At 32.2% G+C, this 22,520-nt stretch carries 22 protein-coding genes; 21 read left to right on the top strand and 1 reads right to left on the bottom strand.

Translation table 11 applies throughout. The features are described from left to right. Positions 1 to 8: 8 nt before the first annotated feature. From DBR39_RS14915 to DBR39_RS14815, 21 genes are all read left to right on the top strand, one after another. Positions 9 to 581 carry an acyltransferase gene (locus DBR39_RS14915; RefSeq protein WP_124534384.1) on the top strand — a complete coding sequence of 191 codons (573 nt, stop codon included), beginning with the start codon at positions 9 to 11 and terminating at the stop codon, positions 579 to 581. Positions 582 to 591: 10 nt separating this feature from the next. After that, entirely contained in the window at positions 592 to 1,602 is a 1,011-nt protein-coding gene (locus DBR39_RS14910; RefSeq protein WP_124534382.1) for a Gfo/Idh/MocA family protein, read from the top strand. 26 nt (positions 1,603 to 1,628) lie between these two features. Next, positions 1,629 to 3,008 (top strand): polysaccharide deacetylase family protein, encoded by a 1,380-nt coding sequence (locus tag DBR39_RS14905; protein WP_124534380.1) that lies wholly within the window; start codon positions 1,629 to 1,631, stop codon positions 3,006 to 3,008. Then, positions 3,005 to 4,075 carry a hypothetical protein gene (locus DBR39_RS14900; protein WP_124534378.1) on the top strand — a complete coding sequence of 357 codons (1,071 nt, stop codon included), beginning with the start codon at positions 3,005 to 3,007 and terminating at the stop codon, positions 4,073 to 4,075. The genes DBR39_RS14905 and DBR39_RS14900 overlap by 4 nt, the downstream gene beginning before the upstream one ends. 2 nt (positions 4,076 to 4,077) lie before the next feature. Continuing rightward, positions 4,078 to 4,785 (top strand): PHP domain-containing protein, encoded by a 708-nt coding sequence (locus DBR39_RS14895; RefSeq protein ID WP_124534377.1) that lies wholly within the window; start codon positions 4,078 to 4,080, stop codon positions 4,783 to 4,785. Continuing rightward, a complete protein-coding gene (locus DBR39_RS14890) occupies positions 4,782 to 5,963 on the top strand; it encodes an oligosaccharide flippase family protein (protein WP_124534374.1) in 1,182 nt (393 codons plus the stop codon). Before DBR39_RS14895 ends, DBR39_RS14890 begins: the two co-directional genes overlap by 4 nt. A gap of 352 nt (positions 5,964 to 6,315) precedes the next feature. Beyond that, positions 6,316 to 7,236: a hypothetical protein gene (locus DBR39_RS14885; protein ID WP_124534372.1), complete on the top strand. Its 921-nt coding sequence runs from the start codon at positions 6,316 to 6,318 to the stop codon at positions 7,234 to 7,236. Further along, positions 7,229 to 8,386: a glycosyltransferase gene (locus tag DBR39_RS14880; protein ID WP_124534370.1), complete on the top strand. Its 1,158-nt coding sequence runs from the start codon at positions 7,229 to 7,231 to the stop codon at positions 8,384 to 8,386. The genes DBR39_RS14885 and DBR39_RS14880 overlap by 8 nt, the downstream gene beginning before the upstream one ends. Positions 8,387 to 8,392: 6 nt before the next feature. After that, positions 8,393 to 10,219 carry a glucosamine 6-phosphate synthetase gene (locus DBR39_RS14875; protein WP_124534368.1) on the top strand — a complete coding sequence of 609 codons (1,827 nt, stop codon included), beginning with the start codon at positions 8,393 to 8,395 and terminating at the stop codon, positions 10,217 to 10,219. Between the two features lie 29 nt (positions 10,220 to 10,248). After that, entirely contained in the window at positions 10,249 to 11,493 is a 1,245-nt protein-coding gene (locus tag DBR39_RS14870) for a hypothetical protein (protein WP_124534366.1), read from the top strand. 14 nt (positions 11,494 to 11,507) lie between these two features. Next, positions 11,508 to 12,740: a glycosyltransferase family 4 protein gene (locus DBR39_RS14865; RefSeq protein ID WP_124534364.1), complete on the top strand. Its 1,233-nt coding sequence runs from the start codon at positions 11,508 to 11,510 to the stop codon at positions 12,738 to 12,740. 38 nt (positions 12,741 to 12,778) lie between these two features. After that, positions 12,779 to 13,957, top strand: coding sequence for an O-antigen ligase family protein (locus DBR39_RS14860; RefSeq protein ID WP_124534362.1), 1,179 nt, complete (start codon positions 12,779 to 12,781; stop codon positions 13,955 to 13,957). Between the two features lie 48 nt (positions 13,958 to 14,005). Further along, positions 14,006 to 14,614 carry a sugar transferase gene (locus tag DBR39_RS14855; RefSeq protein WP_124534360.1) on the top strand — a complete coding sequence of 203 codons (609 nt, stop codon included), beginning with the start codon at positions 14,006 to 14,008 and terminating at the stop codon, positions 14,612 to 14,614. Beyond that, positions 14,614 to 15,210, top strand: coding sequence for an acetyltransferase (locus tag DBR39_RS14850; protein WP_124534358.1), 597 nt, complete (start codon positions 14,614 to 14,616; stop codon positions 15,208 to 15,210). The genes DBR39_RS14855 and DBR39_RS14850 overlap by 1 nt, the downstream gene beginning before the upstream one ends. Positions 15,211 to 15,234: 24 nt before the next feature. Then, the gene (locus tag DBR39_RS14845; protein ID WP_124534356.1) at positions 15,235 to 16,371 is read left to right on the top strand and encodes an aminotransferase class I/II-fold pyridoxal phosphate-dependent enzyme; all 1,137 of its coding nucleotides are present in this window, start codon (positions 15,235 to 15,237) and stop codon (positions 16,369 to 16,371) included. A gap of 14 nt (positions 16,372 to 16,385) precedes the next feature. Further along, positions 16,386 to 16,955 carry a sugar transferase gene (locus DBR39_RS14840; protein ID WP_124534354.1) on the top strand — a complete coding sequence of 190 codons (570 nt, stop codon included), beginning with the start codon at positions 16,386 to 16,388 and terminating at the stop codon, positions 16,953 to 16,955. Between the two features lie 15 nt (positions 16,956 to 16,970). Next, entirely contained in the window at positions 16,971 to 17,516 is a 546-nt protein-coding gene (rfbC, locus tag DBR39_RS14835; RefSeq protein ID WP_124534352.1) for a dTDP-4-dehydrorhamnose 3,5-epimerase, read from the top strand. 97 nt (positions 17,517 to 17,613) lie between these two features. After that, positions 17,614 to 18,915 carry a 30S ribosomal protein S12 methylthiotransferase RimO gene (gene rimO, locus DBR39_RS14830; RefSeq protein ID WP_124534350.1) on the top strand — a complete coding sequence of 434 codons (1,302 nt, stop codon included), beginning with the start codon at positions 17,614 to 17,616 and terminating at the stop codon, positions 18,913 to 18,915. Positions 18,916 to 19,287: 372 nt separating this feature from the next. Beyond that, positions 19,288 to 19,932: a hypothetical protein gene (locus tag DBR39_RS14825; RefSeq protein ID WP_124534348.1), complete on the top strand. Its 645-nt coding sequence runs from the start codon at positions 19,288 to 19,290 to the stop codon at positions 19,930 to 19,932. Between the two features lie 29 nt (positions 19,933 to 19,961). Beyond that, positions 19,962 to 20,690 carry a hypothetical protein gene (locus tag DBR39_RS14820; protein WP_124534346.1) on the top strand — a complete coding sequence of 243 codons (729 nt, stop codon included), beginning with the start codon at positions 19,962 to 19,964 and terminating at the stop codon, positions 20,688 to 20,690. A gap of 568 nt (positions 20,691 to 21,258) precedes the next feature. Beyond that, positions 21,259 to 21,630 (top strand): septal ring lytic transglycosylase RlpA family protein, encoded by a 372-nt coding sequence (locus tag DBR39_RS14815; RefSeq protein ID WP_034699143.1) that lies wholly within the window; start codon positions 21,259 to 21,261, stop codon positions 21,628 to 21,630. 69 nt (positions 21,631 to 21,699) lie between these two features. On the opposite strand, the gene DBR39_RS14810 is transcribed toward DBR39_RS14815, so the two are convergent. Further along, the gene (locus DBR39_RS14810; protein ID WP_124534345.1) at positions 21,700 to 22,464 is read right to left on the bottom strand and encodes an exodeoxyribonuclease III; all 765 of its coding nucleotides are present in this window, start codon (positions 22,462 to 22,464) and stop codon (positions 21,700 to 21,702) included. Positions 22,465 to 22,520 lie beyond the last annotated feature (56 nt).

Here is a 22,520-nt window from a genome sequence, read left to right as displayed (position 1 = left end):
AAACAGGTATGTCGGATTTTTTTGCACACGAAACAGCTGTTATTGATGAAGGATGTCAAATTGGAAATGGTACCAAAGTTTGGCATTTTTCACATCTTATGACCGGTTGCATTTTGGGAGAAAAATGTAATATAGGTCAAAATGTTGTTATTTCTCCAAAAGTAGTTTTAGGAAATAATGTTAAAGTTCAGAATAATGTTTCCATCTATGAAGGAGTAACATGTGATGATGATGTTTTTTTAGGCCCTTCAATGGTTTTTACCAACGTAATAAACCCAAGAAGTGCTGTAAACAGAAAAAATGAATATCTGAAAACACATGTTGGAAAAGGAGCATCCATTGGGGCTAATGCTACTATTGTTTGTGGTCATAATATAGGCCAGTTTGCTTTCATAGGAGCAGGAGCGGTAGTAACAAAAGAAGTTCCGGATTACGCTTTGGTGGTAGGAAATCCTGCCAGACAGATGGGATGGATGAGTGAATTTGGACAAAGACTCCAATTTGATACAGAAAATATTGCTGTATGTGAAGAGAGCGGAGAAAAATACAAGCTAGAAAATAATAAAGTTTCAAAAATTTAAAAAATTACAGATGTCTGATAAAATAAAATTTGCAGTAGTAGGCTGCGGGCATATCGGAAAAAGACATGCCGAAATGATCTCAAGAAATGAAGAGTGTGAATTGGTCGCATTAATGGATGTAAAAGATAAATCTGTACTGGGTATTGAAAACTTTGATGTTCCGTTTTTTGCTTCATTAGATGAGTTTTTAAATTCAGGAATTGAGGTTGATGTGATTAATATTGCCTCTCCTAATGGATTTCATTTCGAACAATCTTATAAAGCGATTGATGCAGGAAAGCACATCGTTGTAGAAAAGCCAATGGCTTTGAATAAACAGCATGCTGAAAAACTTATTTTCCAAGCTTTACACAAACATAAACAGGTTTTTGCTGTGATGCAAAACAGATATTCTCCACCTTCTGCATGGGTAAAAGAAATGGTAGAGAGTGGAAAATTGGGAGAAATATACATGGTTCAGCTTAATTGCTACTGGAACCGTGATGACAGATATTATAAGCCGGAATCATGGCATGGTAAGAAAGAATTGGATGGAGGAACCCTATTTACACAGTTTTCTCACTTCATAGATATCATGTATTGGTTATTCGGTGATATTACTAATATTCAGGCAAAATTTGCAGATTTCAACCACGAACACCTTACTGATTTTGAAGATTCAGGTTTTGTAAGTTTTGATTTTGTAGACGGAGGAATGGGATCATTGAATTATTCTACTTCAGTTTGGAATCAGAACCTTGAAAGCTCTATGACAATCATTGCAGAACACGGAGCAGTAAAAATTGGAGGACAATATATGGATAAGGTAGAGGTTTGTAATGTGAAAGATTATGAAATGCCTGTACTGCCACCAACAAATCCTGGAAATGATTACGGTGCTTATAAAGGATCTGCAGCCAATCACCATTATATTATTGAAAATGTTGTGGATGTGTTAAAAGGTAGGAATACGATTACTACGAACGCTCTGGAAGGATTGAAAGTGGTAGATATCATCGAGAGGATATACGATAAAAAGTAGAAAATTTTCATAATAGTTTAAAAGTTTTGGTAACAAGTAATTATTTCTTAGACATACTTTCAGATAATCTGTTGCAAGATTGGGTTGGTAACATTTTTAGAGAGAGATTCGATGTAGATGTCCAAGTTGAATTTTCAAAGGATCATTTTTGTTTGACTTTTTCTAAGAAAGACCATTTTGTAACTATTAATTTTACAGATAACGGGAGAGAGGCATTTTTCAGTAAAAAAAATGTCTCCAGTTATGTGTCGAAAGAGTCTATTTCAAAAATAATAGACTTGGACATTCCGAACGAGAATTTAGTTTTATTTGGAGTTTCAGAAATAGACTGGTTTATCAGGAAGGAAGATCATATTTTTACAATAAATTATGACTTCATATCATACATGGTGTGGTCTCTCAATAGATTAGAGGAATATGGAGTAATATCTGAAGATAAACATTCCAGATTTGAGTTGAAAAACTCACATTTATTTCATGATGAGCTCTACTTGCGACCCATCGTTGATGAATGGATTTATTTTATTGGAAATATACTTCTAGCCTCCGGTATTGATTGTAAACAAAACCAATTTTCTTTTGAAGTGAGTCATGATGTAGATAAGATCTCGAGATATATTAGCGTTCCAAAAATTAAATTTATTACGCTTTTTCTTATAGATCTGGTCAAAAGACCAAACCTGGCTATATCTTATCTAACCAATAGAAAGGATTTTTTTGAGAATGAAACTTCCAATACATTTGATTGGCTTATGGATGTTTCAGAGAAATATGATATAATCAGTAAGTTTTATTTTATTCCGGGTAATTCCTCTTTCAAATTTGATTTTAGATACAACTATACCGATTTTGTAAAGACCCTTATGAAAAAAATAGACAATAGGGGACATGAAGTAGGTATTCATTACAGTTATAGTGCATCATCAAAATCCAAAATTAAAACAGAGTGGGCGAAGCTCAGAAATATATTGTCTAAACTCAATATTCCTACAGAAATTGGGGGTAGAATGCACTACTTAAGAATCAGCTTTCTTGAAACGTTAAGACAGCTTTCTAACGTAGGGCAGAAATATGATAATACTTTAACTTTTTATGAAACAGGTGGTTTTAGGTGTGGAACATGTTTTTCATACAAACCATTTGATATATATAATAAATCAATTTTGGATGTAGAAATAAGACCTTTAATTGTAATGGAAGGAAGTGTTTTAGATTATTCTAAAATAAGTATAGATGATGATAAAGCCCTTAACTACGTAAAAAAAATGATTCTTCAGTGCCATAAAGTTGGAGGGAAGTTTTCATTACTTTGGCATAATGATGAATTTGAGAATGAAAAGCAAAAACAATTATACTGTCAGATCCTCGAATTTTGTTCAACCTTGAATAATACAAAACAAGTATGAGAATTTTGATAACGGATGCTAATTATAAAAACTCTATAGCGATACAGCGAGAGCTGTATAAAGAAAATAGTCATCAGATTTTTGCTACAGATAAAGAAACCGTTTTTTTTACTAAAAGATTTGGTTATTGTAAGGATTATATTGTTGGGGATTTAGAAGAATCCGTTAAGAAAATTAAACCTGAATTCATAATTCCTGTAGGAAGCGAAGCGGTAACAATATGTTCAGAAAAATATAGAGAATTGTGTTTGTTACCTACCAAAGAAAGTCTTGAAATAGCATTGAATAAAGACAAAATGGTCATTTTAAATTCTCTTCAAGATGTACATTATCCTGAATGCAAATTATTTTCAAATCTTGACGAATTAAGAGTATACAGTAAAGATAAAAATTGTGTTGTTAAATCAAGTAATGAAAGTTTAGCTAAATTTGACCCGATATACGTAAAACTAAATTCGGAGTCTGAATTCGGAGAAATAGAAAAATACTTGTCAGGGGGAGTAAAGCTCCTAATGCAAGAACGAGTATCCGGAGTAGGCAGAGGTTTTTTTTGTATCGCAAAAGAAGGCAAGATCATCAGTTACTATATGCACGAACGTATCAGAGAAATACCAATTACAGGAGGATCCAGTACAGCTGCTAAGTCTATTTTTTGCGAAAAAATGTTTGATATATCTAAAAGAATTATCGAGTATTTAAATTGGTCAGGACCATTAATGATTGAATATAAATATGATGAGAGCAAACAAAAATATCATTTAATAGAACTAAACCCTAAATTTTGGGGGTCATTAGATCTATCCTATGCAGTAGGATTAAATTTTGGCAGAACTTTGATGGATGCTTATTCAAAGGACGTAAACGAACAACTTGAAAAAAAATATGAAGTTGGGAAAAAATTCTTTTGGGTTTTAGATGGAGATCTTTTGGGCTTGGTTAAAACAGGAAAGCTATACAAAATGAAAGAATACTTCCAGAAAGATTCTTATACGAATTTGTTTGAAAACTTTTCCATTGATTCAGTGAAATTAATGTGGACAATAAAGAAAATTTTCTCAAGTAAATAAAAATGAAAAAGGGCATTTTTCATTTTCATAGTACACATTCCTATGATGGAATGAATACGATTGAAAATATAATTAAAGTAATCAGAAACAAAAAACTTGATTTTGTTGTTTTAACAGATCATGAGACCATAAACGGTAGTTTGGAGCTTCAGAAAAGATTGAAAGAGCAAAATCTGGATGTAGAAGTACCTACTGCTGCAGAATACAAAACCAGTAGAGGAGATGTTATTGCATTGAATTTAAAGCATGAAATTACAGATATGAGATGGGATGAGTTTTATAAAAATGCAAAAGAGCAAAATGCTTTATTGGTTTTGCCTCATCCATATGATGGACATTCTGAAATAGAAGAATTGGCTCAGGCTGTTGATGTTATAGAAGTATTTAATGCCAGATCGTCAGTTATTAATAATTATAAATCTTACCTGCTTGCTTTAAAATATAAAAAACCTGTAATCTGGAGTTCCGATTCTCATATTCCTCAATCTCTATTAAATGTGGTGGTAGGATATGAAAAAGAAGGTATGAAATTCTCTGAAGCACTAATAAATGGTGCAATGGCTCCCTTATTTCTTAAGAAAAGTTCAATTCTAGACATTTTTTTATCTCAATTAAAGAAAGCTTACGTAAACAGAAATTTTAAATTGTTTATTTATATTGTATACAAAACTCTTTTTAAAAGAACTAAAAAGGATTATTTAAATTTATGAAAACAAAAATAATATCTTTTTTAGGTAGCAATATATTATCTCAATTAATATTACTCATTGCAGTTCCATTAACTGGAAGGATTTATTCTGATTATGAAATTGGGGTCTTATCTTTTATTTTATCAATTTCAGCTCCACTAGGGTATTTTTATACTTTGTCTTATAACAAGGCGATTATGTTACCCGAAAAGAGTGAAGAATATCACCAGCTGTATACAGTTTCTATTTTTTTAAGTGTTATATTATCAATATTTTCTTTTTTAGTTATATTTATTTTAACGCTATTTTTTGATATAGATTCCTATTTTTTAATCATACCTGTGGTCGCATTTAGCCAATCTTTATATGGTGCATCGAAAGATATTCTTATAAAAAAAGGTTTGCTGAATGTTGTAAGTACATCAATGATACTAAACGCTATATTTGCAGTTGTCATTATACTTTCTGGTTATTACGTAAAATTATCGTATTGGGTTTTGATATCATCTTATGTGATACCTAATTTTTTGGCGACTATATTCATCATGTTTTATCTTAAAATACAAAGAAAACATTTTGTTTATAGTGAGTTTTATGAAATTATCATAAGATATAAGTCTTTTCCATTGCATCAAATGCCGGCTTACTTTATTAATACTTTAAATGCTGAGCTACCTAGTTTCTTTATTAAACAGTATTTTGGAGCAGCTATTTTAGGAAATTACTTCTTAGCCTCTAAAATTGTAAATAAACCATTAAGCTTAATATCAGAAAGTTTAAATGGTCTAATCTACAAGGATTTGTCAGAAACCAATAGAGCTAAACTCGATAAGAAGATGAATACTTATGTTGGGTTATTATTTTTGGCATCTCTATTATTTGCTGTAATATATTTAATTTTTGGGGAATATTTCTTCTCACTGTTTTTTGATATTAATAAGTGGAGAAAAGCATTTGACATGAGTAAAATAATAATTTTTACTACTATTATTTCCGCATCTTTTTCTCATTATTCAAGTGGGGTATTGGTTAAAAGAAAAAATAAAATTTTTCTCGTTTGGGAGGTAATTACTACTTTAGTTTTGGTTGGTTCATTTTTTCTAGGAAAGAGTTCTACAATAGACTTCTTTATATGGATTTATGTGGGAGTAATTCTGTTTAGATATTTATTACTTTCTTTATTATTTAATAAATCTTGATTTTTTTAATATGAAGTATTTTAAATTATTAATATTCTTTATTATATATAAGTTATCCTTAGACTATATTTATCTTAATTCAATATCTAAACATTATGGATATCTTGGGTATGTAAATGAGTTTAATCATACAATAAACAGCCTTTCTTATGTTGTTTTAGCTTTGTATGCTTATTTTTTTAAGAAAATTTTAGAAAAAAATACTCCTGCCAGTTTAATTTTAATGGTAATGTTTTTATTATACTTTCTGCCAAATTTGACATTTTGTATACACACCGATAATGTAGACTTCTTTATATACAGTGTTTTATATTGTATTATCTTCTTTTTCTGTTATATAAGATATAAAAATGTGAAATATTATAAAATTTTTGATAATTCTCAATCAATGATTTTGTTTAAAATTTTACTGTACACGGTTGTGCTTCTTATGCTGGTTTTTTCAGTAATATATAATGGGTTCAATATTAAATTTGATTTTGAAGAAGTATATGAAATACGTGCAAAAGTTAGTGAATTTAATATGCCCTCGTTTATAAATTACTTGAGACCAATAGCGAGTATGTTTATTACGATTTCCTTTATGTATTATTTATTACAGAAAAATGTTTTTCTGAGTTGTTTGTTTTTCTTCTTTGGATTAATGATGTATTCTTTTGGTGCTCATAAAACAGATTTCGTATTGCTTATAATGACCATACTTATTTATTTTTTTTATAGAAAAGAATATGACAAGTACCTTCTGCATGTATTTATTGGACTCAATCTTATTTTGATATTTTTTATTGAATTTGGGAGTGAAACGGTTCAGATTAGTATTGCCGGTCTTTATTCACGAACCTTTTTTACCCCTACATTATTGGCATATTTTCATTATGATTATTTTTCAACACACGAATTACTTTACCTCAGAGAGCATTTTGGACACTGGTTTGAAAGCACTGTAAACCATAAAAATAATTCTCCTTATATAATAGCAGCGACTTATTTTAACGACCCGGATATGTCTTCCAATACAGGTTTGATTGGAAGTGACTATGCACAATTTGGATGGGCATCTTTATTGGTGTTTCCAGTTGTAAGAGCTTTTTTCCTAAGAGTATTTGATATGTCAAGCTTTAAATTAGATGCAAGAATATATTTGATTTCTAGTTTTTCTTTTGGACTCCTGTTTATCAATGGTGCCTTTTTTACAGCACTTATTTCAGGAGGATTTTTAGCCGTCTGCTTTTTACTTTATTTAATGCCTAGATATAAAAAAAATAATGAATAAGAAAATCTTACATATTTCTCCTACAGATATCCGTTATGACAGCCGAATTTTAAAAGAATTGAAAGCTGTCAAAAAGATTGAGGATACCACCTTGGTAGCCTATGGAATTGATGATTCTGAAGGACATAAATATGAAACTGAGAATATTCCTTTTATTAGGACATTCAATATTGCTACAAAAAATCTAAAATTTTTGCCAAGGCCTATTAGATATTTTGTCAATCTGATAGAGGCATTTATGAGAATGGTTATCCCCGGTATTAAATATAAACCTGATGTTATCCACTGTCATGATACATTGTATCTGCCTATTGCAAAAGCCATCAAATTATTTAGCGGGGCAAAACTGATCTATGATGCACATGAACTTGAATCAGATAAAGCAGGTCAATCAAAAATACTTTCAAAATACACACTTTTCATTGAAAAAATGTTGTGGAAGCATATTGATGTTCTGATAAGTGTAAGTCCTTCAATCATTGATTGGTATGATAAGCATTTAGGAAAAAAGAAAAGTGTATTGATATTAAATTCTCCTTTACTTGATGCTTCTCAGAAGGAACACAATCAAAGTAATTATCTCAGAGAAAAATTTAATATTCCAGAAGGCAAAAAAATATTTTTATACCTTGGAATAATAAGTGAAGAAGGAAGAGGAGTAAATTTGTATTTGGATGTTTTCCAAAGAAAAGAAGTAGATTCCCATATAGTCTTTATTGGATATGGTGAATATGTTGATGAAATAAAAAAAGCAGCAGCTAATAATGCTAATATTCATTATCATCCGGCTGTTCCTCATCATCAGGTAGTAGATGTATCTAGGTCTGCAGATGTAGGGCTCTGCCTGATAGAAGCTGTCTCACTAAGTGATTATTATTGCCTGCCCAATAAATTATTTGAATATGCTTTTTCAGAATTATATATTTTAGCATCAAATTTCCCAGATATCGAAAATGTTGTGGAAAAATATAATTTAGGAAAATGTAGTGCCTTACATGCTGAAAACTTATTTGAAATTGTAAAAGATATTGAATATTTAGACCTAAGCAACAGAGACAAAAAAGATCTTTATCCACTTAGTTGGAACTTTCAGGAGACTGAATTAATAAAAATGTATAACGAGATATTAAAAATAAAAAACAAAAAATAAAACAAAATGTGTGGAATTTTTGGGGTCGTATCTAAGACGAGTATAAATAAACAGAAGTTTCAAATCCTGGTAAAACATTCAGAACAAAGAGGTGTTGATTCCAGTGGTTTGATTTATTATCAAAACAATCACTATAAAGTAAACAGAGCAGATTATAGTATTGAGAAATTATTAAACAAAGTAAAACCTTATGATAATCATATTGTATTAGGTCATAGCAGGTTGATTACTAATGGTCTGGGAGATAACCAGCCCGTAATTAGAGGAAATATATGTGCTATACACAATGGTATTATTGTAAATGAAGATGAAATTTGGAATAAATTATCAGTAAGCAGACAACTGAATATTGACTCTGAAGCCATCGTAGCCATTGCAGAAGAATTCTTGAGTAAAGGAGGCAAAATTGAAGACCTTCCTCATGAGATACTTTCTTTATGTAGAGGAGTTATTGCATGTGCTCTTGTATTGCCGGAAAAAGGAAAGATTCTTCTTTTCTCTAATAATGGTAGTTTGTATGTAGGGTATAATGAAGGTAAGACATATTTTGCGTCAGAAAATTATGGTCTTAAAATTATTGGATGTGAAAACATCAGCCAAATCAAAGATGAAGCTTTAATTCTTGATATTCCTGCTTCAGATGAACAATTAGAAATTGTAGACGAAAAAAGTAGAGTAGAAAATTTAATTCCTGAATTTAAATTTAATACAATCGAAGAAGGTTTACTGGAATACAAAAAAATAGACATCAAAAGATGTACTAAATGTATACTTCCGGAAACGATGCCTTTTATAAAATTTGATGAAGCAGGTGTATGTAATTATTGTAAGAGCTACAAACCAAGAAATAATCCAAAACCGAAAGAAGAATTATTTAAACTGGTTGAGCCCTACAGAAGAAAAGGAAAAGAATTAGACTGTATTGTTCCTTTTTCTGGAGGTAGAGATAGCTGTTACGGACTTCACCTTATTGTAAAAGAACTGGAAATGAAACCTGTTACTTATACCTATGATTGGGGAATGGTAACAGATCTGGGGAGAAGAAATATCAGCCGTATGTGTGCAGACCTTGGAGTAGAAAATATTATTGTTGCTGCAGATATTTCATTGAAAAGAAAGAATATCAGAATGAACCTTGAAGCATGGCTGAAATCACCTCACCTGGGAATGATGGCAATGCTTACGGCAGGGGATAAGCACTTCTTCAGATATGTAGAAGATATCAAAAAGCAAACGGGAATCAATCTTAACCTTTGGGGAGTAAATCCATTGGAAGTAACTCACTTTAAGACAGGATTCCTGGATATTGAACCCGATTTTGAAGAAAAAAGAGTATATAGCCATGGTGCTATGAAGCAGCTGAGATATCACTCTAAAAGATTCAGAGCAATGATGCAGAGCCCTGGATATTTCAATAGCTCACTTTGGGACACCCTTTCAGGAGAATACTATCGTAGTTTTACTGAAAAGCAGGATTATTACCATATTTTCGATTATTGGAGATGGGATGAAGAGCAGGTAGATGATACCCTTTTAAATGGTTACGACTGGGAAAAAGCTATAGATACTACTACCACATGGAGAATTGGTGATGGTACTGCTGCATTTTATAATTATGTATACTATACGGTAGCAGGTTTTACAGAGCATGATACTTTTAGAAGTAATCAAATCAGAGAGGGGCAAATTACCAGAGAAAGAGCTTTAGAGCTTGTTGGAATAGAAAATACGCCTCGTTACCAAAATATAAGATGGTATTTAGACACTTTAGGACTGGATTTTGAACGTGTTATAAAAATAGTTAATAGTATTCCAAAATTGTATAAACAATAATTGGTAACTGAAAAAATATCTATTTATAGATGAGAAAATTAATAATTTATAAACTAAGGTTTATTCTTATTTGTTTGTTTTGTACCATCGGCATTTGCTCGGTGGTACAAGCATCTGTAAGCAAAACACCTTTGATATTAGGGGAGCCTGTCTTCAGACAACAAAATCTGGCAACTCCAGAAATCATTAATCTGATCAATCATTATGATGATATTTTTGCTTCTGAGACAAAAATGGCGAATTGGCCAAATGCCCCCTATGACTGTGCTGCCTTTTTATATATTCCAATACAATATGCTTACGATGTTAATAATCAGGAAGTAATAAAAAGATTGCAGATGCTTTTTACTTATAAAACACTGCTTACTATAAAAAATAGATCAGATGTAGATGATTTAAGTAAAAGAACTTTCTATTTTACGGTCTCTGAATATTTGAGAAGAAGTGGAATACGTGGCAATGCGGAAAAGACAAAAATGTTTAATCTCATCAAAAATGAAGTATTAAACTATTGGAACAATACCTATGCAAATATCTGGGATGCAGAATCAAAAAAATTCTATGGAGTAAAGCAAAGGGTACAGTATTTACTGACTGGTGAATATAATGGAGATATGAGCTATTATAATGCATTTACTGACCTTGAGTTCTATCTGATGGGAACAGGCATTAGTCTTTCACTTATAGAAAAAGAAGCATCACTTACTACAACCCAGGATTTTGTAAACATTAGAAATCTCTTTTATGAGGTAATGCAGAAAAAAGTAGTATTTAAAGATAATGTATGGTATTTACAGCCAAACGTTTGGAAAGATCATCCGAATTTTCAAGATGTAGCCCTTAAGAAAGGTCAAAGCGTCAATTGGGATGCCTCCCACTTTTCAAGAATGCCGGCTTATCTGAACCTTATGAAATTAGCATTTCAATCTGATAATACAAAACTTAAATATTTAGTAAAACTTAATACATTGCTTTCAAAACAACTATTGAATAATATTGCAGCGTATAATCCTAAAGACGGAATTTATACTTTCAATAATTTTGTTGATGGAAATAATAGCAATTTTAGAAGTAACCTTAAAGAAGGAAAAACAGGATTATTGCCATCTGAGGATTATGCCCATATTTTCTATGGATGGTGGAAAATGCTGAATACGAATGAAGTTAATGTAATGTATGAAAGGATTTCTTCTAAATTTTCTTATTACTCTAATCACAACCCTTATATCAACGAAAATAAAGGGTATTTTCAAGAAATTGTAAATTTAAAATAAACATTTAAACACTAATGAATATCTGGTTAATTTCAAAATATGCTTCACCCCCTCAATATGCCAAAGTTCCATCACGCTTATTTTATCTGGCAAGAGAATTTAAAAGATTGGGTAATAAAGCTTTATTAGTAACATCAGATGCAAATCATTTTACAAATTGTCCCGAAACGGATAAAACTTATAATGATGAGGAACAGGATGGAGTCGCAATAAGATGGATCAAAACAAAGAAATATATCAAAACAGCCTCTATAGACAGAATTTTGTCTTGGTTTGATTTCGAAAGAAAACTTTTTTCAATGAAGCTTTCCAATATGGCAAAGCCTGATGTGGTTGTAATTTCGTCACTTTCAATTTTTACGATTATTTATGGATATTATTTGAAGAAGAAATTCGGAAGCTTTTTAGTTTTTGACATTCGTGATATCTGGCCTTTAACAATGACTGAAGAAGGAGGGTTCTCTAAATGGCATCCTCTTGTTTTATTAATAGGATTTGTAGAAAAATTTGGATATAAAAAAGCTGATTTAATCTCGGGTACGATGCCAAGGCTGGATTTGCATGTGGAAGAAATATTAGGATATAAAAAACCTTTTATCTGTGCTCCGTTAGGATTTGATCCTGAAAATTATTCCGAAGATTATTTAAAAGAAAAAAATCCGTTTTTAGATCTTGTGCCTTCCGATAAAGTAATAGTTGGATATGCAGGTAGTATGGGAGTTACTAACGCGTTGGAGCCTTTTATTGAGGCTATACAACTGATGAAAGATGATAATCGTATACATTTCGTACTCGTGGGAAGCGGAGATCTTAGAGCATCTTATGAAGAACAGCTAAAAGATTGTTCGAATGTAACATTTTTACAGAGAATTCAACAAAATGAAGTTAAATTTTTCCTTCAGGTTTGTGATATTCTATATTTATCCACACAAGATTCAAAAGTATGGGATTATGGGCAGTCTATGAATAAAGTAGTAGAGTATATGCTGGCAGCAAAACCAATTATTGCATCATATACAGGATATCCCTCCATGATTAATGAAGCAGATTGTGGCAAATTTATCAAGAGTACTTCTGCAAAAGATATTATGGATGCAATCATACATTATGCCCAAATGAGCTCAGAAGAAAGAACCGGGATAGGAAATAAAGGTAGAAAATGGATCTTTGAAAACAGAACCTATGCATCATTGGGAAAACAATATTTGGATACCATTATATTAGAATCTCAAAAACAAAAAAAATAATAGTGTTATATTGCAAAAGTACAATATGACTCTTTGGTATGAAGATTACTGTTAATAATAACTTCATTAATAAATTGCTCCTATTATCTGTGATTGTGGGAAACCTTATTATTATTTCTTTAGCTAAACCACTTGAAGTAAATAGTAAATACTTTTCTATACCTTACAGAGTTTTTATTATTGTTCTTTCCTTATTAGTAATATATAAAGAAAGGAAAATAGTTAGCTTTAAAAATATTTCGATGATAAGCCTTATTGTATTTTGGGTTTATTATTTGGTGAAACTTATATTTTCATTTAATCATTATCCATTTGATGAGGAAATAGTACTGTCCAAGAATGAGTACATTCTCAGGATTTTGTTTATTGTTCTTTTACCTAGTTTTGCATTACTATGTATCAATTATAATAAAATAGATCTTAAGAATATAGCAAAATATTGTGTTATTGTTCTCTGCGGGCTTCTCGTCATAAATTATATATATGGCTATATAAAATTAGATCATATTTTTAGTACATACTATATTATGTACGGCCATATAGGAGCCTCACTATTTATCATATCATTATTTTTACTGTTATTTTGCAGAGAAGATTATAAGTCATACTTTCTGTTTTTTTGTCTTTTTTTAGGCCTTTTTAATGTGATTCAATCTATGGCAAGAAGTCCTTTAGTAGCTATTACTGTCTGTTCTTTTTACATGATTATTTTAAAAGGAAAGAAGAAATATCTTTTGTATGCTTTCTTTTTGGCTATACTTTTTATAGGTCTGGTTGTTTTTCATGAACAATATGGGAACGGACAAATTACCAGCTTTAACAGAATGTATAAATGGATAGCTCATGGTGATACATCAAGCAGGGGGCCATTGTTTACCAGAGCAGTTGAAATCTTTAATTCAAATCGCTTTTTTGGAGGAAGAGTATTGTTTGAGAATGGTGTACATCCCCACAATATTTTCTTAGAACTGTTAATGGCTACAGGTATTTTGGGATTCATTATTTATTTTTTGAAATTTTGGCCCGTAGTGAAAAATATGGCCTTGTTTTGGAACATTCAAAAAGGGAATATATACTATAAACTGATCTTTGCTTTATTTTTGCAATATTTTACTCTAGTACAGACCTCTTGTAATCTTTTCAATATACCGGAATTTTTGTATTTTAGTTCAATGATTATTGGTATTAGTTATACAGTAAGGGCACAAGAAATTTAAATTTATGTTTATAAGAGACATACTGATTGATATACCTAACTTTTAAAAATGTATAAAAATTATTTAAAGAGAATTTTTGATTTTATATTTTCTCTAATAGGAATTACTTTACTGTTTCCAATTTTCCTTATTGTGACAGTTGGATTGTTTCTTTCCAATAATGGCAAGCCTTTTTTCTTTCAGCGAAGACCTGGAAAAAGCGGAAAGATATTTAAAATTATAAAGTTTAAAACCATGAATGATAAAAAGGATTCTAACGGAAACCTTTTATCAGATGCTGAAAGATTAACTCCTGTAGGAGCATTTGTCCGGAAAACTTCTCTTGATGAAATTCCACAATTAATTAACGTACTCAAGGGAGATATGTCTCTTATTGGACCAAGACCTTTATTGATTCAGTATCTGCCACTTTATGATGACAATCAGGCGAGAAGACATGAAGTAAGGCCGGGAATTACCGGATGGGCACAAGTAAACGGGAGAAATGCTATTTCCTGGGAAGAAAAGTTTAATTTAGATGTTTGGTATATAGATCATCTATCAATAGGTCTGGATCTGAAAATTATATCTCTTACTATTAAGAAGGTTTTTATAAGAGAAGGAATCTCAGCAGATGGACATGCTACTATAGAACCTTTTAAAGGAATGAAAAAATAATGCATTTATTTGGAGCAAGCGGACATGGGAAAGTAGTAGCTGACATTGCTGCAGCTGCTGGAATCGAAATTATAGCTTTTATTGATCAGGATATCAGTAAAAGAGAATGTTATGGTTTACCAGTAATCAATAAAATTTCAGAGGAGATAAATAAAGTAGCTATTTCCATCGGAAATAATCAAATAAGAAAGAAGATAGCCGAAGAGCTAAACAATGTCAATTTTATTTCTTTAATTCATCCCAAAGCAATAATTTCGAATTCTATAAAAATTAAACCAGGTACAGTGATAATGGGGGGAGTCGTAATCAATGCGGATACCATTATTGGAAAGCACTGTATTATCAATACAAATGCTTCTGTAGACCATGATTGTATAGTTGAAGACTTTGTTCATATTTCACCCAATGTAGCACTTGCTGGAAATGTTGCGGTGGGAGAAGGAAGTCATATAGGAATTGGAGCTGCAGTAATACAAGGAATCAAAATAGGAAAATGGTGTATGATTGGGGCAGGAGCGGTAATTATTCATGATATTCCAGATTATTCTGTAGTGGTAGGAAATCCAGGCAGGATTATAAAGAAAAATATTATTTAAATAAGTTAATGACTAATACAAAATATGGATACTAAAATCTGGTTGTCTTCTCCACATATGGGAGGCAACGAATTAAAATACATCAACGAAGCATTTGAAAAAAACTGGGTAGCCCCATTAGGACCTAACGTGGACGGATTTGAAAATGATCTGGAACAGTTTTTAGGTGAAAACACAAAAGTAGCAGCCCTTTCTGCTGGTACTGCAGCATTGCACCTTTCTCTTATTGAATGTGGAGTAGAGCATGGTGACGAGGTCATCTGCCAGTCAATGACTTTCTCAGCTTCAGCCAATCCTATTGCGTATTGTGGAGCAACTCCTGTTTTTGTAGACAGTGAGCCGGATACCTGGAATATGTGCCCAAAAGCTTTAAATGAAGCTATTGAAAACAGAATTCTAAAAGGAACAAGACCTAAAGCTATTATTGTCGTTCATTTGTATGGTATGCCTGCAAAAATGGACGAAATTATCGCTATTGCTAAGCAATTCCAGATTCCTGTTATCGAAGATGCTGCAGAAGCTCTTGGTTCTACTTACAAAGGTAAAGCTTGCGGAACATTCGGTCGTTTTGGAATTTTAAGTTTTAATGGAAATAAAATTATTACGACTTCTGGAGGTGGGGCTTTGGTTTGCCACACTCAGGAAGATAAAGATAAAACTGTTTTTCTTTCTACGCAGGCAAGAGACAATGCACCTCACTATCAACACTCACAGATTGGCTTCAATTACAGAATGAGTAATATTGTAGCAGGGATAGGAAGAGGACAAATGGAAGTGCTTAAAGACAGAGTGGCAGCCCGAAGAGCGATGCATGATTTCTATCTTGAAGTATTTAAAGGAATCGATGGAGTGACTGTATTTTCAGAACCTGGGAATGATTTCTATTCCAATCACTGGTTATCAGCAGTAATTATTGATCCGAAAATTACAGGTAAAAACAGAGAAGATTTGAGACTTGCGCTTTTAGAAGATAATATTGAATCAAGACCGCTTTGGAAGCCAATGCATTTGCAGCCAGTATTTGCAAAAGCTCCTTATTACGGTGGAAATGTTTCCGAAAAACTTTTTGATAACGGATTGTGTCTTCCATCAGGCTCTAACTTGTCAGACGAGGACAGAATAAGAATAAAAAATATAATCCGTACTTACTTCGGAATTTAATAGCATTGGATTTCATGAATCAGTATAAACATTGGAAAGTGGTTTTCGATTTTATTTTAGCGGTAATATTGACCCTTTTTCTTATGCCTGTACTGATCGTGCTGTTTATCATTACAAGTCTGGATACCTCTTCCAATGGAATATTCTTTCAGACCAGAGTGGGGCAGTATGGAAAACCTTTTACCATTTTTAAATTTAAAACCATTCATGAACATAAGAGAACATGTTCGAAAATCGGGCAGGCTCTTAGGAAATTTAAATTGGATGAATTTCCCCAATTGTTTAACATATTGAAAGGGGATATGAGTTTTGTTGGCCCCAGGCCTGATATCGAAGGATATTATGATAAACTTGCCGGAACAGATAGAAAAGTACTGGAACTGAAACCCGGACTTACTTGTGAAGCAAGCATAAAATATAGAGATGAGGAAAATATTCTCAAAAACCAGAAAGATCCTTTAACCTATAATGATGAAATATTATTTCCGAACAAAGTAAAAATGAATCTTGATTATTTTGAAAATATGTCTTTCAAAAACGATGCAAAGATTTTGTTTAAAGCATTAATAACCACATTGAAATAGAGTTTTTTTACGATTATGAAAATTAAAGAAACCCCGCTTAAAGATTGCTATATCATAGAGCCTACTGTATTTGAAGATGAGAGAGGCTATTTTTTTGAAAAGTTCAACGAAAAAAAATTCGAAGAATTGACAGGAATGAATGGTCACTTTGTACAGGATAATATTTCGAAATCTTCTTATGGCGTTTTGAGAGGACTGCATCTGCAGAAAGGAGAACATGCTCAGGCAAAACTGGTTTCCTGTCTTGAGGGAAGTGTATGGGATGTGGCGGTAGATCTTAGAGAAGATTCTCCTACATTCGGAAAATGGTTCGGAGTGGAGCTTACTGCTGAGAATAGATTACAGCTTTATGTACCGAGGGGCTTTGGACACGGGTTTTCAGTGCTAAGTACCCATGCCGTATTTTCCTATAAATGCGATAACTTTTATAACAAAGAATCGGAAGGCAGCGTAAAATTCAATGATGAAGATCTTAATATCGATTGGAAAATTGATGAAAAAGACACTGTACTTTCGGAGAAGGATCAGAATGCACCCGGATTTAAAGAAAAAAACTTTTAAAGTATACCCCCTGAAAACCACTTTTTTAAAGTGGTTTTCATTTTTTAATTCTTAACTCTTCAATATTTCGTATCTTTGCACACTCAAAATCAAAACGATGCGTACAAAATCTGTAGGGAAGAAGAAAATCAATGTAGTCACTCTTGGATGTTCCAAGAATGTATATGATTCTGAAGTATTAATGAGCCAGCTTAAAGCCAACGGCAAAGAAGTGGTTCACGAAGACCGTGGCGACATTGTAGTCATCAATACCTGCGGATTTATAGATAATGCTAAAGAAGAATCTATCAACACCATTCTTGATTATGTAGAAGCTAAAAATAGAGGTGAGGTTGAAAAAGTATTCGTTACAGGATGTTTGTCAGAAAGATATAAACCAGATTTGATAAAAGAAATTCCGGATGTAGATCAGTATTTTGGAACAAGAGATCTTCCAATGCTGTTAAAACATCTTGGAGCAGATTACAAACATGAGCTGGTAGGAGAAAGATTGACAACGACTCCCAAACATTATGCGTACCTTAAAATCTCGGAAGGTTGCGACAGACCATGTTCTTTCTGTGCGATCCCATTGATGAGAGGAGGACATATTTCAACTCCTATCGAAAAACTCGTTTTGGAAGCTCAGAAACTGGCCAAAAAAGGAACAAAGGAATTAATTCTTATTGCACAGGATCTTACCTATTATGGTTTGGATCTGTATAAAAAAAGAGCTTTGGGTGACCTTTTAAAAGAGTTGGTAAAAGTAGAAGGAGTAGAGTGGATTCGTCTTCATTATGCTTTCCCAAGCGGCTTCCCGGAAGATGTTCTGGATATTATCCGTGAAGAACCTAAAGTTTGCAATTATATAGATATTCCTCTTCAGCATATCAATTCAGATTTGTTGAAATCGATGAAGAGAGGAACTACGCATGAGAAAACTGATGCTCTTTTAGGAAAATTCAGAGAGAAAGTTCCCGATATGGCTATCAGAACAACACTTATCGTTGGGTATCCTGGTGAAACACAAGAAAGATTCCAGGAGCTTAAAGACTGGGTAAGAGAGCAGAAGTTCGACAGATTAGGCTGCTTTACTTATTCTCATGAAGAAAATACGACGGCCCATGTATTGGAGGATGATATTCCACAGGAAGTTAAAGAAGCAAGAGTAGAGGAAATTATGGAGCTGCAGTCTCAGATTTCATGGGAAAAGAACCAGGAAAAAGTAGGTGAAATATTCAGATGTATTTTTGACCGTAAAGAAGGCAATTATTTTATCGGAAGAACAGAGTATGATTCCCCAGATGTAGACAATACAGTTATGGTTTCTGCTGAAGATACCTATATTTCTATAGGTGAATTTGCAGAGGTCAAAATTACTTCAGCCGAAGAATTTGATTTATATGGAGAATTGGTGTAGCTAAACACCTACTAATCAGGAAAAAAATAGAGATATTAAAATTGAGGTATTAATAAAATTTAACACAAATATCTTCATTCAGAATATTGTTATATATTTGATTATTAGCTGTTTATTGTTTTTTGGGTTTGAGATTTTTTAATTTTCATTTGTAAAGTGTTTTAAATTAGAAAATTATGTCTTAAATTTGCGCAATAAGCAATGTTTTTAAAATATGCTTCAATAAGTTAATTATTGGAAACTGGGTTAAGATTCAATCAAAATAGTTAAATTATCGAAGTTAGCTTAAAGATAATATTCACAAGTTGGGATGGATGTCCCTTTTGAAAATATTGATGAAAAAAATATGTAATTAAAAATCTTTAAAAACTTATGAAAAAAAATTTATTAACAGCAATTATGCTTGTTGGCCTTTCGGCTTTTTCTAAGGCTCAGACTACAGGTAGAGTGGGGATTAACACGACCACTCCTGCCGCAACTCTAGACGTAGCAGCAAATATTACGGATAACACTAGACCTGATGCCTTATTAGTCCCTCGTATGACAAGAGCTCAGTTATATGCAAAAGATGCAGTTTATATAGCTGACCAAAATGGTGCTTTAGCATTTGTTACAACTATAGATGGTATTGCAACTGCTAAAACAACAAATGTTACAGCTGTAGGATTCTATTATTATGATGCTCCATCTTCTACATGGAAAACTTTAGGTGGAGGAGCTGTTGCTAATCCTGCTTTAAACGTTACAACTGAACAAACTACAAGTTATGTTGCATCTGCTACTGATGATATTATTCTTTTTAATATTACTAGTGCAGGCTTTAATGTAACTTTGCCTACTTCAGGTATTCCTATTGGAAAAAGAGTGTACATTTCAAATAGAGGAGGTAATAGTTTAGACATAATACCTGCTCCTCGTGAGACATCTCATACAGTTATTCAACCTGCTGATGCTGCTATACTTATCTATCTGGGAGGCACTGGAGCTGGTTCTTGGTCTTATTTATCAGGATTCTAATTATTATATAACATTTAAAAATTCAGGTTATGAAAAAATTGACAAATAAATTTTTAGCTGTTATACTAATAACAGCTGGTGTAAGTTTCTCTTATGCACAAGTAAGAATTGTAAACTCAAATGCAAACTCAGCAGCTGCTAATAGCTCTGCTTTTATTGATGCATCTTCAAATATTACGGTAAATAATAGTAGTAATATTGGTAAAGGATTATTGTTCCCTAGAACAGACCTAACGACATTTACAGCGTTTGGTTTTACTTCTACAACTGGTATTCCAAATAACTATCCTACTTTTTTTGACGGATTAATTGTTTATAATACTGCTGCAAGTGGTGTTGCAGGTGTAGGTTCTACTCAAGGTACACTTACACAAGGATACTGGTTTTATGAAAATAAATCTGGTACTCTTAACGGAGGTACATGGAAACCTGTAACTGCTGTAACCGCAAAAGAAAACATTCTGACGACAGAAACTGTAACAAACAGATTAGTAAATAACGCTCAGATCTATGCTATTAAAGGATCTTTTGCAGTAAATGGATCAACAGCTCCTACTAGTTATACTAATGCAGTAATTATTCCTCCTACAGGAAGCTTATATAGAATTACTATTTATCAGACAGGAACAAACAATGTTTATGCTAACAGTGTGTATTCTTATGATAAAACTAATGGAAACTTTATTACAGGTTCTCCAAGTATGTCTGTAGTCTACCCTAACGGTAACTATGACTATGTTGTAGAATATACTAAATAATAATTTATTTAGGTACAGATAAAAAAACCAATGAGAAATCATTGGTTTTTTACTTTTAAGAGACTTACGTTCATTTATTTCTTCGGGTAATAAATCATTATTAATTCATCCTTTTGAACGACTGAAATAAAATATTTGTTGAATAATTGCTTAGTCTATCAATTTTAACAAAGTATAAAGGTGTTAAAAATGAGTTCAGAAATGAGGCTTTATAGGGTTGAGAGTCTTCTATCAGACTGTTTTTTTGAAATCTGATTTTAAGATATTTATTTTTTATGATTGGTTTTTCTAATCAATCCTTAACATTGTTGTTTTTATTAATGTATTGATTTTCAATTTATTTTAAAATATTGAATTTTAAATTATGCAGAAATTAGTTAATTATGTTAACTTTTTAAGTGTTTTTTTAACACTTTTTAACAATGTGATCTAAAACCCCTATTCATAGGAGCTTACAAGACTACTTAACATTTATTTAATGTTTTGTTAACTGTTTTTAACATATGAAGTAGGGTTTTATAAAGATTCCTGATACTTTTGCTCTGTCAAAAACCAATAAAAGTTCAAAATGATGAAAAGATTCATTCTCGTAATCATAATGATGATTTCAACCTTAGGTGTTTATTCTTTTACGAGTAATGCCTTAGATGCGAAAAAAACAAGTTATGCATCGTACTACCACGATAAATTTAACGGTAGAAAAACTGCTAGCGGAGAAATCTTTGATAACTCAAAGTTTACTGCAGCAAACAGAACGCTTCCATTTGGAACAAACGTTAAGGTTACGAACCTTAAAAATGGTAAAGAGGTAATAGTGAGAATTAATGATAGAGGACCTTACCATTCATCAAGATCTTTAGATATGTCTAAAGCTGCGTTCGATGAGATTGGAGATATCAGTCATGGTACAATTCCGGTCGAATATGAAATTGTCGATTAATTTTATGATTTAAATTAAAAAAAGCCAGCTGATTCAGCTGGCTTTTTGTATGGATCAATATCTCGTTTATTATACATCCAATTCCAATAAAGCAGGACAATGATCAGAATGTACCGCTTCCTTTAAAATAACAGCTCTGCTGAGCTTATCTTTTAAACTATAGGAAGTGAAATTATAATCCAGTCTCCAGCCTTTGTTTCTAGCCCTTGAATTTTGTCTGTAGCTCCACCATGTATAATTGTCAGGATCATTATTGAAAAATCTGAAACTGTCTATCAGTTCACATTCATTCATAAAATTGGTCATCCATTCTCTTTCCATAGGAAGAAATCCTGAAACATTCTTTAAGCCATCAGGATTGTGAATATCGATGGCTTCGTGGCAAATATTAAAATCACCGGATATAATCAGATTAGGAATTTCTTTCTTTAAATTTTTGATATACTCCAGGAAATCATGGCAGAACTGCATTTTAAAATCCAGTCTCTCAATATTAGACGCAGAAGGAACATATACAGAAATAGCAGAAAACCCGTCAAAATCCGCACGGATGATTCTTCCTTCATTATCGTAGCTTTCTATACCGCAGCCATATTCTACATGATTGGGTTTGATTTTTGAGGCAATTCCGACCCCGCTGTAGCCTTTTCTTACTGCGGAGTGCCAATAACTGTGATATCCTAATTTTTCAAGACTTTCAATATCTATCTGGTCATTTCCGGCCTTACTCTCCTGAATGCAGATAATATCCGGATCGGCACTCTTCAGCCAGCCCAAAAAATCCTTCGTAAAAGCGGCTCTGATTCCATTGACATTGTAGGTGATTAATCTCATAAACAAGTGTAATTTTTTTCAAATGTAAGGAAATAAAAAAGCCGGGTTTGAATTTC

The organism is Chryseobacterium sp. KBW03, from assembly GCF_003852415.1.
In the GTDB taxonomy this organism is placed as follows: Bacteria; Bacteroidota; Bacteroidia; order Flavobacteriales; family Weeksellaceae; genus Chryseobacterium; species Chryseobacterium viscerum.
This window is presented reverse-complemented; position numbering and strand designations above follow the sequence as displayed.

Excerpts from the sequence above, each read along its gene's own strand:
- DBR39_RS14915 (WP_124534384.1), top strand. The coding sequence starts at position 9 with ATGTCGGATTTTTTTGCACACGAAACAGCTGTTATTGATGAAGGATGT.
- DBR39_RS14910 (WP_124534382.1), top strand. The coding sequence starts at position 592 with ATGTCTGATAAAATAAAATTTGCAGTAGTAGGCTGCGGGCATATCGGA.
- DBR39_RS14900 (WP_124534378.1), top strand. The coding sequence starts at position 3,005 with ATGAGAATTTTGATAACGGATGCTAATTATAAAAACTCTATAGCGATA.
- DBR39_RS14895 (WP_124534377.1), top strand. The coding sequence starts at position 4,078 with ATGAAAAAGGGCATTTTTCATTTTCATAGTACACATTCCTATGATGGA.
- DBR39_RS14890 (WP_124534374.1), top strand. The coding sequence starts at position 4,782 with ATGAAAACAAAAATAATATCTTTTTTAGGTAGCAATATATTATCTCAA.
- DBR39_RS14880 (WP_124534370.1), top strand. The coding sequence starts at position 7,229 with ATGAATAAGAAAATCTTACATATTTCTCCTACAGATATCCGTTATGAC.
- DBR39_RS14875 (WP_124534368.1), top strand. The coding sequence starts at position 8,393 with ATGTGTGGAATTTTTGGGGTCGTATCTAAGACGAGTATAAATAAACAG.
- DBR39_RS14870 (WP_124534366.1), top strand. The coding sequence starts at position 10,249 with ATGAGAAAATTAATAATTTATAAACTAAGGTTTATTCTTATTTGTTTG.
- DBR39_RS14865 (WP_124534364.1), top strand. The coding sequence starts at position 11,508 with ATGAATATCTGGTTAATTTCAAAATATGCTTCACCCCCTCAATATGCC.
- DBR39_RS14860 (WP_124534362.1), top strand. The coding sequence starts at position 12,779 with ATGAAGATTACTGTTAATAATAACTTCATTAATAAATTGCTCCTATTA.
- DBR39_RS14855 (WP_124534360.1), top strand. The coding sequence starts at position 14,006 with ATGTATAAAAATTATTTAAAGAGAATTTTTGATTTTATATTTTCTCTA.
- DBR39_RS14850 (WP_124534358.1), top strand. The coding sequence starts at position 14,614 with ATGCATTTATTTGGAGCAAGCGGACATGGGAAAGTAGTAGCTGACATT.
- DBR39_RS14845 (WP_124534356.1), top strand. The coding sequence starts at position 15,235 with ATGGATACTAAAATCTGGTTGTCTTCTCCACATATGGGAGGCAACGAA.
- DBR39_RS14840 (WP_124534354.1), top strand. The coding sequence starts at position 16,386 with ATGAATCAGTATAAACATTGGAAAGTGGTTTTCGATTTTATTTTAGCG.
- rfbC (WP_124534352.1), top strand. The coding sequence starts at position 16,971 with ATGAAAATTAAAGAAACCCCGCTTAAAGATTGCTATATCATAGAGCCT.
- rimO (WP_124534350.1), top strand. The coding sequence starts at position 17,614 with ATGCGTACAAAATCTGTAGGGAAGAAGAAAATCAATGTAGTCACTCTT.
- DBR39_RS14825 (WP_124534348.1), top strand. The coding sequence starts at position 19,288 with ATGAAAAAAAATTTATTAACAGCAATTATGCTTGTTGGCCTTTCGGCT.
- DBR39_RS14820 (WP_124534346.1), top strand. The coding sequence starts at position 19,962 with ATGAAAAAATTGACAAATAAATTTTTAGCTGTTATACTAATAACAGCT.
- DBR39_RS14815 (WP_034699143.1), top strand. The coding sequence starts at position 21,259 with ATGATGAAAAGATTCATTCTCGTAATCATAATGATGATTTCAACCTTA.
- DBR39_RS14810 (WP_124534345.1), bottom strand. The coding sequence starts at position 22,464 with ATGAGATTAATCACCTACAATGTCAATGGAATCAGAGCCGCTTTTACG.